At 43.5% G+C, this 12,752-nt stretch carries 10 protein-coding genes; all 10 read right to left on the bottom strand.

Annotation, left to right across the window (positions count from 1 at the left end; genetic code table 11):
- Nucleotides 1–118: 118 nt before the first annotated feature.
- The gene (locus DOZ58_RS01710) at nucleotides 119–1,354 is read right to left on the bottom strand and encodes an LL-diaminopimelate aminotransferase (protein ID WP_111886720.1); all 1,236 of its coding nucleotides are present in this window, start codon (nucleotides 1,352–1,354) and stop codon (nucleotides 119–121) included.
- 195 nt (nucleotides 1,355–1,549) lie between these two features.
- Nucleotides 1,550–2,803: a diaminopimelate decarboxylase gene (locus tag DOZ58_RS01705; RefSeq protein ID WP_111886719.1), complete on the bottom strand. Its 1,254-nt coding sequence runs from the start codon at nucleotides 2,801–2,803 to the stop codon at nucleotides 1,550–1,552.
- 2 nt (nucleotides 2,804–2,805) lie between these two features.
- On the bottom strand, nucleotides 2,806–3,501 hold the full coding sequence (locus DOZ58_RS01700; protein ID WP_111886718.1) for a TrmB family transcriptional regulator: 696 nt from the start codon (nucleotides 3,499–3,501) through the stop codon (nucleotides 2,806–2,808).
- A gap of 207 nt (nucleotides 3,502–3,708) precedes the next feature.
- Nucleotides 3,709–4,119 (bottom strand): MORN repeat-containing protein, encoded by a 411-nt coding sequence (locus DOZ58_RS01695; protein ID WP_204355452.1) that lies wholly within the window; start codon nucleotides 4,117–4,119, stop codon nucleotides 3,709–3,711.
- A 172-nt stretch (nucleotides 4,120–4,291) separates the two neighbouring features.
- Nucleotides 4,292–4,636 (bottom strand): branched-chain amino acid transporter permease, encoded by a 345-nt coding sequence (locus DOZ58_RS01690; protein ID WP_111886716.1) that lies wholly within the window; start codon nucleotides 4,634–4,636, stop codon nucleotides 4,292–4,294.
- The gene (locus tag DOZ58_RS01685) at nucleotides 4,626–5,372 is read right to left on the bottom strand and encodes an AzlC family ABC transporter permease (RefSeq protein ID WP_242988571.1); all 747 of its coding nucleotides are present in this window, start codon (nucleotides 5,370–5,372) and stop codon (nucleotides 4,626–4,628) included. Before DOZ58_RS01685 ends, DOZ58_RS01690 begins: the two co-directional genes overlap by 11 nt.
- 73 nt (nucleotides 5,373–5,445) lie before the next feature.
- On the bottom strand, nucleotides 5,446–6,861 hold the full coding sequence (locus tag DOZ58_RS01680) for a PLP-dependent aminotransferase family protein (protein ID WP_111886714.1): 1,416 nt from the start codon (nucleotides 6,859–6,861) through the stop codon (nucleotides 5,446–5,448).
- Between the two features lie 99 nt (nucleotides 6,862–6,960).
- Entirely contained in the window at nucleotides 6,961–8,598 is a 1,638-nt protein-coding gene (locus tag DOZ58_RS01675) for an MBL fold metallo-hydrolase RNA specificity domain-containing protein (RefSeq protein WP_111886713.1), read from the bottom strand.
- Nucleotides 8,599–8,844: 246 nt separating this feature from the next.
- Nucleotides 8,845–10,164 carry an ATP-binding protein gene (locus DOZ58_RS01670; protein ID WP_111886712.1) on the bottom strand — a complete coding sequence of 440 codons (1,320 nt, stop codon included), beginning with the start codon at nucleotides 10,162–10,164 and terminating at the stop codon, nucleotides 8,845–8,847.
- 71 nt (nucleotides 10,165–10,235) lie between these two features.
- Complete coding sequence (locus DOZ58_RS01665; protein ID WP_111886711.1) at nucleotides 10,236–12,545, bottom strand: methyl-accepting chemotaxis protein; 2,310 nt, start codon at nucleotides 12,543–12,545, stop codon at nucleotides 10,236–10,238.
- Between the last annotated feature and the right edge of the window lie 207 nt (nucleotides 12,546–12,752).

Raw genomic sequence — 12,752 nt, 5'->3', positions numbered from 1 at the left:
ACACTTTTAATGATTTTTTAAGACTAAATGGTCATCAAATTAATTAATCCTTTAAAACGATAAAAAATCAAAAAAATGCCCGGCTAATTCTCGCAGCCGGACATTTGTTATTTTGTTTTTACAACTTAAATTCGGTGGTAAAACGTCTGATCGCTTCTTGTGTGTTTTCCTTGCTGCCAAAGGCAGTCAGTCTGAAATACCCTTCACCGCTGGGACCAAAACCCACACCCGGTGTTCCAACAATGTTGACCTCACTGAGAAGTTTGTCAAAAAAGGCCCATGAGTCCATGCCTTCCGGCGTTTTTAGCCAGATATAAGGGGCATTAATCCCGCCAAAAACTTCAATTCCAGTACTGGCAACGCCTTCACGAATCATTTTGGCGTTATTCATATAATATGCTACTAGCGCTTTGATCTGCTGTTGACCAGCTTCGCTATAAACAGCTTCCGCGCCTTTTTGGATAATATAAGGAACGCCATTAAATTTGGTACAGTGTCGGCGATTCCACAGTTTATTAATTTCAACCGGTTCGCCCGCTTTGGTATAGCCCATCACTTCTTTGGGAACTACTACATAGGAGCAACGGGTTCCGGTGAAGCCAGCATTTTTGGAAAAGCTTCGGAATTCGATGGCTACCTCCTTGGCACCATCAATTTCGTAAATGCTGTGTGCCACATCGTCTTCCTGAATATAGGCTTCGTAAGCAGCATCGTATAAAATAATAGCCTGGTTGGCTTTGGCATAATCCACCCATTTTTTCAGCTCAGTTTTATTAATCGTGGTTCCGGTCGGGTTATTGGGGAAACACAGATAAATCAGATCCACCTTTTCGGTTGGCAATTGCGGCACAAAGCCATTTTCGGCGGTGCAGGGAATATAGACCATCTCGCTCCACTTACCGTCAGCACCTAACGTTCCACTGCGGCCAGCCATGACGTTACTGTCGACATAAACCGGATAAACGGGATCAGTGATCGCGATTTTAGTATCTTGACTAAATAGTTCCTGAATATTGGCAGTATCACTTTTGGAGCCGTCACTGACAAATATTTCATCAATCGCTAGATCGACACCCCGGGTTTTAAAATCAAACTCGACAATTTTTTCCAGTAGAAAATCATAGCCTTGTTCCGGACCGTAGCCCTTAAAGGTTTTTTCATCGGCCATTTCATCAACAGCGGCGTGTAGACCGGTGATGACTGCTTCAGGCAGCGGTTTGGTCACATCACCAATTCCCAGTCGAATGATGTTGGCCTCCGGATTAGCGGTTTTATAGGCTTCCACCCGTCTCGCTATTTCTGAAAAAAGGTAGGAGCCTGGTAATTTAAGATAATTTTCATTAATTAATGCCATGTTATTTTTTTCCTTTCGTTATCGTCTCTTGACTATTTAATAAAGGTCTTTTGCAAGAACCGTACCGACAAATGTTAATCTGTTGTATGCTGCAGGATCGGACAGGTCTATGACCTGTTCGCCCTGATGCAGACAACATGATGTAACATTTTTCGGTACTCCGATTTTTTTTAATATTAGCGTCACTATTTAAAACTACTTTTTCCACTTGGAAAAATCCAGGGTGGCGAAGTAATCGTCCGGGGTTTCGGCCCGACGGATCAGTTCGGTACTACCGTCTTCTTTAAGCAGCACTTCAGCAGATCGTAGCTTGCCATTGTAGTTATAGCCCATCGCAAAACCGTGGGCACCGGTGTCGTGAAGCACAACCAGGTCACCGATATCAATTTTGGGAAGTTCTCTGTCAATGGCAAACTTGTCATTGTTTTCGCATAAGCCCCCGGTGACGTCGTAGATATGATTAAGGGGGGCATCTTCCTTACCCATCACCGTGATATGATGATAGGCACCATACATGGCCGGACGCATCAGGTTGGCGGCGCAGGCGTCAAGACCAATGTATTCTTTGTGAGTATGTTTCTCATGCAGGGCGGTGGTGACCAGATGTCCAAATGGTCCCAGGACAAAGCGACCCAGTTCGGTGTAAATATCAATATCACCCATTCCGGCCGGCACCAGAATTTCTTCAAAGGCTTTTTTCACACCTCGGCCGACTTCATAAATATCGGTAGGTTGCTGATCGGGCAGGTAAGGAATCCCCACGCCTCCCGAGAGATTTATAAAGGCAATATGAGCGCCGGTTTCCTGATTCAATTCCACGGCGGTCTGGAAAAGAATTCGTGCCAGGGCCGGGTAATATTCATTGGCGATGGTATTGCTGGCTAAAAAGGCATGGATCCCGAAATGTTTAACCCCTTTACTTTTTAGAGTTGCAAATCCTTCGGTCATTTGTTCCCGGGTAAACCCGTATTTAGCGACCTGAGGGGTATCCATAATAGCGTTATCAATAACAAAGTCACCGCCGGGATTAAATCGGCAACTGATGGTTTCCGGCAATCCTGCTACCTCTTCCAAAAAGTCAATGTGGGTGATATCGTCCAGAGTAATCAAAGCGCCCAGTTTGCTGGCCAAAACAAAGTCTTCTTTCGGCGTTACATTGGAGGTAAACATAATATCCGCTCCGGAAAAACCAACCGTATCGGACATCATCAGTTCGGTATAAGATGAGCAATCTACCCCACAGCCTTCTTCTTTTAGAATTTGTAAAATAGTTGGGTTGGGGGTCGCCTTGACGGCAAAATATTCTTTGTAGCCCTTATTCCAGGAAAAGGCTTCCTGCAAGTTTCGCACATTTTCGCGAATCCCCTTTTCATCATAGAGATGGAAGGGGGTGGGGAATTCTCTTACGATTTCTTCTAATTTTTCTTTGTTTACAAAGGTCTTTTTCATCTTTAATTTCCTTTCGTCATTTCAATCAGTTTTATTTCATTTTTCATCGAGTCTTTAAATAAATCAACCAGATTCCGCTTGCGGGAATAAAGACAGGTGGAATGTTCACCGTTATTCATATCGCCGGTGAGGACATTGGTTGAATCAACAATCAGTCGAATCTGCTGGAGCGGTTGATCAGCAATATAGACAGTGGCTCCTGCCAGCGACAAGGACCCATCGGTGATGATCACCATCTTGATGTCGCGATTAATCGCTTCTTTTATATCTGGCAGTACGGTTTTTAAAACCTGACCGGGTACTGAGATGTAGATCCGCTCCTGGGCTTCCAGAATCATATTGCGCAATTTATTGAGGATGTTGCTTTCCCCTTTAATGGTAATATAGCCTTCCACCGCATCCCGTTTTGTGGGAATGGTAACAATCAGATCCTGCTTGGCTTGCTGTAGTTTTCTGATCTTATTTTCGCAGAATTCGGAAATAGCGACCGGGGTATAGCGGATGGTTGCTTCCTCGATGACATAAGCCCCGCCCTTTTCCACCAGCGACGCCAGCGATGTATAGGCGTTAGATCGTGAAATACCCGTTATCTTTGCCACCTCATAGCCATTTAAGTCACCTTCAGCAAGCAGGGTTAAATAAATCGAAGCCTCATGCCTTGTCAGTCCAAATTGTGTCAGTCGTTCAACAATATCCATCACTCCATCAGTCCTTATTTTAATAAACCATAAATTGTTGCCATAATCTGCCGATCGGAGCCGATTTAAAACTGCTACGCTTCAGATCTACTACTGTTTTACTTAGTGTTCCTACTTAGTAAGTCTACACTAGTTTAGCAATTTTGTCAAGAATGATTATAAAAAAACAGCATCGAAATTGGATGCTGTTTTTTTAACTATTATTATTTATGGACCAACATATAAATCATTGGCGAAGGTTCCCACATAGGTGGTCCCATCCGCCATGGTCAAGGTTCCTTTGCCATCCATTAAGCCTTTTTTAAATTCGCCCACATAGGTATTACCATTATCTGTCTTGGTCCCATAACCATCGAGCTTGCCATATTTCCATTCGCCTTCAAATCTTGTTCCCTCATATCCGATAGCAGTCCCCTGGCCATGAAGCTTGCCGTCTTTCCATTGGCCCTCGTAGATTACATCCTCTGAGTAAACAAACTTGCCGTAACCATTGGGCACGCCATTTTTCCATTCTCCTGTATACACCCCACCGCCATAGGTATGCGTACGGATACAGCCGCTGGTAACCAATAATAACAGACTTATCACTGTTAATATGGCAAATAATTTTGATCTCATCCTTTTGTTCATCCGATCCCCCTGTATAATTTTGCATCCTTTTCATATGCCTCAGCTTATAAAGAATTGTGATTTTATTATACCGCATAAGTCTGACATAATAAATATTAAAACAGTAAAGATCAACATTTTTTTAGAATAATTCCGAAACTGGTGCCGAGGCAAGCTTTCTTCAGCTTCCAATTATAAACAAGGTTCGCGTTAGCACCATATAAAGCCCGGTTCCAGCGATGATGCTAAGAAAAATATTTTTTTTGATGCGATGAACAAGGATCACCATCGCGACACTTAACAGCTCCGGCAAACCGAAGGGGTAGGCGATCAGGCTGATGTTTCGCAGACAAAAGACAACAAGAATAATCATAATCGCGGCCGGCAAAACAGTTCCCAGATAGCGGACTATATCGGGTAGCTCTTTCTTACCACCAAAAAACAAGAATGGCAGAGCTCGGGTAAAAATAGTAACCAGCGCCACAACCGCCAGAGCTTCCACGGTGTCAACCCAATTAATACTCATGGCTGATTTCCTCCGTTTGTCCAGCTAAGCCAGCTTCCAATTCTGGAACACCACTCTTTTTTTGATTATTTGATTTGGCTTTCATCATCATCAACACCAGGACACTGACTGTCAACGCTGGTAAAATAAACTGACTGGGTCCCAGGATAAAGTAAAAGACCAATGCACTGGTTAATCCAGTGATAGCCGGTAAATGAGAATCCATCACCTCCCATTGATTCATACAAACCGTAATAAAAAAAGCTGTCGCTGAAAATTCGATACCAGCCAGATCATAGGGTAATAGCTGACCAAACAGGGCTCCAGCCACACAGCTGAGAATCCAAACCAGATGAAGAATCAGAGTAATGTAAAAATCGGTCTTCCTGATATCCACTTCATCCGGATAGGTAATACTGCAAAGAATGGAATAAACCTCATCCGTAAGCGTTAAAACCATATAGGGGTATCGCCGACCCATCTTGCGGAACTGATCAATGAAGGCAATACCGTAAAAAATATGTCGGGCATTAACAAAAAAGGTCATCAGTGCAATGGTTCCTAATGAGGCTCCCGCGGTAAGCAGCGAAACCAAAACAATTTGCATCGATCCGGCATAAATAAAAACACCGGACAGAAATGACCAACCGGCGCTGTAGCCAGCCTCATCCATTAAAACTCCAAAAGCAATGCCAATAAACAGATAAGGAAAAAAAACCGGTAACACCTGTTTAAAGGCAAAAATAAAACTTTTCACTATGACTTACTCCCTTCACCCGCAGTTTAATTTGAGCCTTATTTTATCACGCAAAAATACGCCACACAATAAATTAAATGTATGGCGTACAAATTAAAAATCTTACAGCTGATCGAGAAGGTTTTTTTAAAATTATCATTCCCTGTTCCAGTTCGGCCAGGGTTTCCGGAGCACAAACAGACATCCGCACAGCACGGATGGGCACGTTATTTCCAACGGTAAATCGCTCAGCGCCGTAAATTCGAACCCCCTTTTCCATTGCCAGTGCTTCAAAATCCGATCCACTAATGGTTCCCGGCAACTCCAGCCAACGAAATATTCCCGTTTCATTACCATGACAGGTGAAGTCCCGTAAGTAGCAGTTTACCAACTTATTGCGCTGTCTGGCATTCTGCTGGTGACTTATTATAAATTGATCCAGCTGTCCGGAAACGATAACCCGGGCCGCCAGCACTGCCATTAACGGCGACACCGATATATTTAGATTATACAGCGCTTTTGACACCGGCTTTCGATAAGCCAAAGGCACTGACACATAGGCCATACGTAAGCCAGGGGCCAGCGTTTTTGACATGCTGGCGATATAGATGGTATGGTCCGGTGCAAAAGAGGCCACCGCCGGCAGAATATTTTGACTAAGCAAATGGTAGGCACCGTCTTCGATGATAAAGATCCCCTGATCTCTGGCGGTTTGGGCCAAAGCCCTGCGCCGATCAGTAGACATGGTATGAGTGGTCGGGTTGTGATTGTCCGGAATCAGATAAACACCTTTGATATTTTCATTACGGCAGGCATCAAGCAGTGCTTCATCGTCCATTTCCCCATCACGATGACGGATCGGGGTTAGCTGGATACCAAGCATCGAAGCAGTCGTTTTAAGCCCGGAATAGGTGTGGGGATCGGCCCCAATTTTATCGCTGTGACGGCACAGCCCAGCAAGAATGGCCGTAATGGCATTTTGGCCGCCATTAGAAAATAAGATACTCTCCGGTTCTGGACAAAAGCCTCCTTTTTCCATTAGCTTAATCGCTGTATCTTTTAACCAGATATTGGCATTAGGGCGGCTGTAATTTAGCAGTTTATCGGCATCCGCTTCGTTGAGTATTTCTTTTAAACAACCGATTAATGGTCCAAAGGTGGCGGTATCTGGGAAAACTGCCCCCATCTCAATCAAATTTCGTGGTTTATCATCCGGCAATAGGTAAGCATTTGCCAGCGCATCAAAGGAAACAAAGGTGCCGCTTCCGACCGTGGCACTGAGGAGGCCTTTTAATTCACAGACCTTACAGGCTTTGGACACGGTGCTGACGTTAATATCAAGAAAATCTGCCAATTCCCGCTGGGGCGGCAGTTTTGTTCCGGGCAGCAGCTGACCCTCTTTAATATCCTGCTCCAACTGGCGGGCCAGGGAGAGATAAAGCGGTTTAACCTTATCGTTTAACGTCGGTTTCCAGGACATCGGATAATCTTCAAATGAATTGACCGGCATGATCTTCGTCTCCTTTTAAACTAATAATTATCCCATTCTATCGAAAACACCTGCCGACGTCAAGCCGACAGGTGTTTTAGACTTTTTAAGATTATTGTTCTATTTGTTGATAACGGTCTTGAGTTTTTCACAGGTTTTTTCCAAATCTCTGGTCAATACCGCGAGATCCTCTCGCTTCTCATCCAGAAAGGACCCCTTTATCCCGATCCCCGGAATAGCCAGTAGATTGCCTAACTCATTATGGATGTCGTCCAGATTGTCTTTTAATTTATTGATCTGATTTTTGGTATCAATCCGATTTTTAATGCCATCTACCATTACGGTTTCATTATCAAGATCGTATTCGGAAACATCCTCGACTACGGTGCAATCAAATCCCAATGTGTTTTTTGCTGTATTGGCAAAGCTTTTCTTCGCTTCTTCTTCGCCGTGAACCAGGAAAATTTTCTTGGGTTTTTCTTTAAATCCGGACAACCACTTCAGTAGATCATTTTTGTCGGCATGGGCAGAGAATCCTTCCAGAAAATAGATTTCAGCATTTACTCGGATCCGTTCTCGCAAAATTCTAATATATTTTTCCCCGCTGGTGATGGCCCGTCCAATGGTCCCCTCGGCCTGGTACCCGGCAAAAACAATACTTGATTGGGGTTTCCAGAGGTTGTGTTTTAAATGATGTTGTACCCGGCCAGCATCAGCCATGCCGCTGGAAGAAATAATGATCTTAGGTGATGTATTCTCGTTTAAGGCCTTAGACTCATCAATGCTTTTTGTAAAACTTAAATTTCTGAAATAGAAAAGTTCATCCCCTTTTTTGATCCGTTCCTTTATATAGTCATTGAAGTAATGGGCATTTTTGCGGAAAATTTCAGTCGCATCGGTGGCCAGTGGACTGTCAACATAGACCTTGACCTTATCAAGCTGATTCTGATACAGCTCGTGGTTATCATAAAACACTTCCAGCTCATGAATCAGATCCTGGGTTCGACCCAGAGCAAAAGCCGGTACTACCACGGTCCCCCCCCGAGCAACGGTTTTAAAAACGATATCAAGAAAACGCTTCCCGCTTTCCCACCGGGTTTCATGGGTGCGATCCCCATAAGTCGTTTCCATGATTAGATAATCTGCCTCAGCGATCAGAGTCGGATCATTTAACATCCGTTGATTACTTGCTCCAATATCCCCTGAGTAGACCAGCTTAGTGGTTTTTCCGCCTTCCGCAATCCAAATCTCGATGATTGCAGCCCCCAGGATATGGCCTGCTTCATTAAGCCGGATCCTGATCTGGGGATTAACCTGAAAACACTGTCCGTATGCCACCGGGAAAAAATACTGGATGCAGCGGGCGGCATCTTCCTGGGTATAAAGAGGCGAAACCAGCGGCTGTCCGGAACGTGCTGTTCGCCTGTTGATCCATTTAGCATCCGTTACATGAATCGTGCCGCTATCCTGAAGCAAGATATCAGCGATCTCGGCTGTTGCCCCGGTACTGTAAATCTGCCCGCTGAATCCCTGTTTAACAAGTAAGGGAATCCGACCACAATGATCAATATGGGCATGACTCAAAATGATAAAATCGATCTCTTTCGGGTTGAAGTCAAACGCCTGATTATTTAGCTCTTCCAGAGCTTCGCTGCCCTGAAACAAACCGCAGTCCAGGAGGAATTTACAGTGCTCGGTAGTCACAAGATGGCAGGAACCAGTGACAGATAGTGCTGCTCCTAAAAATTTAATTTTCATTTTCTTTCTCCTGTTCTTTTTTTCAATTAAAACAATCGCAAATTTTTTAACTCAATAGCCTTGCGTATGCCAGCCATCAATCTTTATCATCTTTTCTATCTTTTAACCCTTTACTTTATAGATATCCAAATTACTAAAATTTACGCAGATTATGACGATAAAAATACCTGGAGCAAAATTAAGTGTCACTTTTTTGACCAGATCTTATTTTTTAAGCCTTATTGAAGTAAGTTGGCCCTGATCGAATTAATCATCCTCTACACTGATCGAAAGCAAATGATTGATAAATTGCTGAGCAGTTCGACCAGAAATCCCACCATGCTGTAGTTCCCATTTATTGGCTTCCTGAGAAAGAACTTCTTCAGATATCTCAAGACCTTCTCGCTTGGCCAGCTCCGCCACAATTTTAAAATACTGTTTCTGACTGGGACGTTCGTAAAAAATACTGACCCCAAAGCGATTCACTAGCGACAGTTTTTCTTGCATCGTGTCTGACCGGTGGATATCCCCGTTTGCTTCCAGATCATTTCGGTCATTCCAGGTTTCCCGAATCAAATGGCGTCGATTTGAGGTAGCATAAATCAAAATATTATCCGGTTTTGTTTCCACACCGCCTTCAATAACTGCTTTGAGAAACTTATATTCGATCTCAAATTCCTCAAAGGAAAGATCATCCATGTAAATAATAAACCGATAGTTCCGATTTTTTATCTGGGCAATGACATTTGATAAATCTCGAAATTGATGCTTGTAGATTTCAATCATCCGCAGTCCCTGATGATAGAATTCGTTGACGATAGCTTTGATACTGGTGGACTTCCCGGTACCACTATCCCCGAACAACAACACATTGTTTGCTTTTCGCCCTTCGACAAAGGCCTTGGTGTTTTCGACAAGCTTTTGTTTCTGACTTTCGTATCCAACCAGATCTGCCAGCATGACCTTATCCATGTTATTGATCGGATTAAAAATTACCCCGGTGTTATCGGCTTTGGGAGTAATCCGAAAGGCTTTATTCAGGCCAAACATACCCACCCCAAAGTCTTGATAAAACCGTGTAATCTCATCAAAAAATAGCTGTTCATTTGCTGATGCCGCCAGTTTTAGGCTCAGTTCTTTCACTTTTTCACTGACGTTCTGATTGTACATGAATTCCGGCTTTCGGATAGCCTGGTAATCTGAAATCCGGGTAAAGCAATCAATCCCCAATACGGACTCCAACTCAGTAAAATCGAAATCAAAAAGATCCTTAAAAATTTTACAATCGTTCTGAGCAAAATAATTAACACTACCTTCTTTTTTCCCCACCTTTTCACAGGTCAGACTGAATGGATTTTCATTGGTGATCAGTAAAAAGGTCAGATAGTGATGCCAGAGGTTGCGGTCAAATCCAAAATCTGTAGCTATTTCCAGCAGCGTTTTTATCTGGCGATAACTCTCAGCAATCAGTTCTTCCTTAGAATCCTCATCTTTGTAAAAACGTTCATAGAGCTGTCCCATTTGTTTAAGTAAATTTTTCTGATTTGAGTCGGTAAAAAGTATCAGTTTGGCAATTAATCGATTCATGCTGATCTCCCTTCTATAAAAAGACCACCTCATCACAAGGTGGTCTTTTTGTCTTTATTTTCCTGATTGACTTAACGCAGCGAAAACTGGTCGATCATCTGTTTTAACAAGATCGATTGGCCAGACAATTCTTCACTGGCAGCGGCACTCTCTTCGGCTGTTGCCGAATTCTGCTGCACAACCTGAGCAACCTGCTCAACACCCATATTAATCTGAGCGATGCCGGTGGCCTGTTCATTGGAGGCCGTGGCGATGTAGTCGACTAAGTCATTGACTTGGGTAATACCGCCAACAATTTCATCTAACGCACTGGCCGTTTCATCGGCAATTTTTGTACCGACCGCCACCTTGTTGATGGAACCTTCTATTAAAACGGTTGTTTCTTTGGCAGCTTCAGCACTACGGGCAGCCAGGGTGCGAACTTCTTCAGCTACCACAGCAAAGCCTTTGCCATGCTGTCCGGCCCGGGCTGCTTCCACTGCCGCGTTAAGCGCTAAAATATTGGTCTGGAAGGCAATATCGTCAATCACCTTGATGATCTTGGAAATATCTTCGGATGACTTGTTAATTTCCACCATTGATTGCTGCATCTCTGTCATCTGAGCGTTTCCTTTGTCAGCATTTCCCATCACATTTGTCGCCAATTCTCTGGCCTTGTTCGCATTGATGGCGTTGTTCTTCGTTTGGTCAGCTATTTCTGCTATGGATGCGGTTAGTTCCTGGATCGAGCTAGCCTGTTCGGTAGAACCCTGAGCCAGGGCCTGACTGCTGTCAGATACCTGATTGGCCCCGGCATTAACCTGTTCGGATGCATGATTGATATCTCCAAGCAACGAGTTCAAAGTTTCAATGATGGTATTGAGGGCATCAGAAATCGCATTAAAGTCACCGCCAAAAGCTCTGACATTCTCTAAATTAAGATTCCCATTGCTGATGGCTCCGGTAACGGTGGAAATTTCTGTCACAATCGTTTTAAAGTTGCTACCCATTTCATTGACAGCCTGTTTTAAGACATCAAAACTGCCCTGATAATAACCTTCAACCATCACATCAAGATTGCCACTAGCGATGGCATCCATCACATTAGCGACTTCTTCCATCGGCTTTGCCATAACACCAAGTATGCCATTCATGCCACTGATCAGTTCGTTCCAGGAGCCGCTGAATTTGGTTTCATCGGCCCGAACATCCAAATCTCCCTGCATTGCGGCCGTCGTCAAGATGATAGCATCACTAATGAGACTGTCGATGGAATCTTTCACTTCATGTAAATTTGTTTCGATGGCTTTAAACTGTTCATAAACCTCCTGAGTGTGCTCATCCGGTTCCTGAACATCCAAATCAAAATCGAGATTTCCTTCTGATAAACGTCTTAAATTATCCGCCAGCCGAGTAATTTCGGTCTTCGAATAATTGTTAACACTCATCGTTCCGGTCGTATTAAACGAGGTTTCAACATAACCAATGGTGTCACCATGTTTATCAATAATTGGCGTCGTGTCCATACGATAATGACCACCACGATATGGAAACGGAAATTCAATTCGGCCTGTTTTTCGGTAAGCCTTGACGCCACAATCCTCATTTTTACACATGTCAAGGTTTGACTTGCAACAATCATCACCATAAAGTGTTTCCCGTTCGCCTTCTCTTCCGGTAGCTATTCTCAGGTCTTGAAGGGTTTTATTTATAAATGTCCACTTCAAATCTGTATCAACAACCGTAATGCGGTACGGCATCGCATCAAGAATTGCCTGAAAGTAATCGCGTTTGTCGGCCACCGTTTGGATGGCCTGGTTCACATGTTCGATCCCAGTTTTATAATCACCAATAATTTCGGGTTCCAGTTTATTTTCCAGGTCCGCTTCTTTTTTTACACGTTCAGGCAACTGCATCAGGTAATCATTCACCCTTTTTATGGATGACTGAATCTCTAGCAGATTGTTACCCAGCACATCCTTATCAGATAACGGCGAGATCATAACTGATAGATCACCCTTAGCTAATTTAACCGCCGCTTCAGACTGCAACTGCATATTCTTTGCCAAACCCGAAAGGGCATAAGCAACTTCACCTAACTGATCTTGAGGGGGGCCAGATTCGTAAACGACTTCAACGTCTCCCTCTGACAACCGATTGGCAGTCTCGGCCAGGCTGGTTAAGCGACTCGATATTCCCTTTATGCCAAGTACACTTACACCAACCATTACAACTAAACCAATGCCAAAAATCAGTACGATATTATTCTGGATCTCCCCAAACTGATTAAAATTTTGACTGACAACAGACATTGCAATGCCCGCCGTTGCGCAGAATATCAAGACTACCGGCAGCACAACTGTCAATAGAACTTTTGACAGCAAACTCTTTTTATGTTCCATTCTTTCCTCCTTGAGATTGAGATAATTTGAAGCTACTTCTTTTATTCTCCACCACTTTTCTTTGAAGGGTTATATCGCTAAACGATATTGCAATCAATACTGTTGCGTTTCACAGCTAGGGCGTTTCGCTACAATAATTTATATATGGACAACATTATATATGATATTTATAGTAAACTCAACTTCAAATTTTGTTTCACCTTAACT

Source organism: Acetobacterium sp. KB-1 (genome assembly GCF_003260995.1).
GTDB classification, from domain to species: domain Bacteria; phylum Bacillota; class Clostridia; order Eubacteriales; family Eubacteriaceae; genus Acetobacterium; species Acetobacterium carbinolicum.
This window is presented reverse-complemented; position numbering and strand designations above follow the sequence as displayed.

Coding starts and splice junctions, on each gene's coding strand:
- DOZ58_RS01665 (WP_111886711.1), bottom strand. CDS start 12,545: ATGGAACATAAAAAGAGTTTGCTGTCAAAAGTTCTATTGACAGTTGTG.
- DOZ58_RS01705 (WP_111886719.1), bottom strand. CDS start 2,803: ATGAAAAAGACCTTTGTAAACAAAGAAAAATTAGAAGAAATCGTAAGA.
- DOZ58_RS01695 (WP_204355452.1), bottom strand. CDS start 4,119: ATGAGATCAAAATTATTTGCCATATTAACAGTGATAAGTCTGTTATTA.
- DOZ58_RS01675 (WP_111886713.1), bottom strand. CDS start 8,598: ATGAAAATTAAATTTTTAGGAGCAGCACTATCTGTCACTGGTTCCTGC.
- DOZ58_RS01700 (WP_111886718.1), bottom strand. CDS start 3,501: ATGGATATTGTTGAACGACTGACACAATTTGGACTGACAAGGCATGAG.
- DOZ58_RS01670 (WP_111886712.1), bottom strand. CDS start 10,164: ATGAATCGATTAATTGCCAAACTGATACTTTTTACCGACTCAAATCAG.
- DOZ58_RS01680 (WP_111886714.1), bottom strand. CDS start 6,861: ATGCCGGTCAATTCATTTGAAGATTATCCGATGTCCTGGAAACCGACG.
- DOZ58_RS01690 (WP_111886716.1), bottom strand. CDS start 4,636: ATGAGTATTAATTGGGTTGACACCGTGGAAGCTCTGGCGGTTGTGGCG.
- DOZ58_RS01710 (WP_111886720.1), bottom strand. CDS start 1,354: ATGGCATTAATTAATGAAAATTATCTTAAATTACCAGGCTCCTACCTT.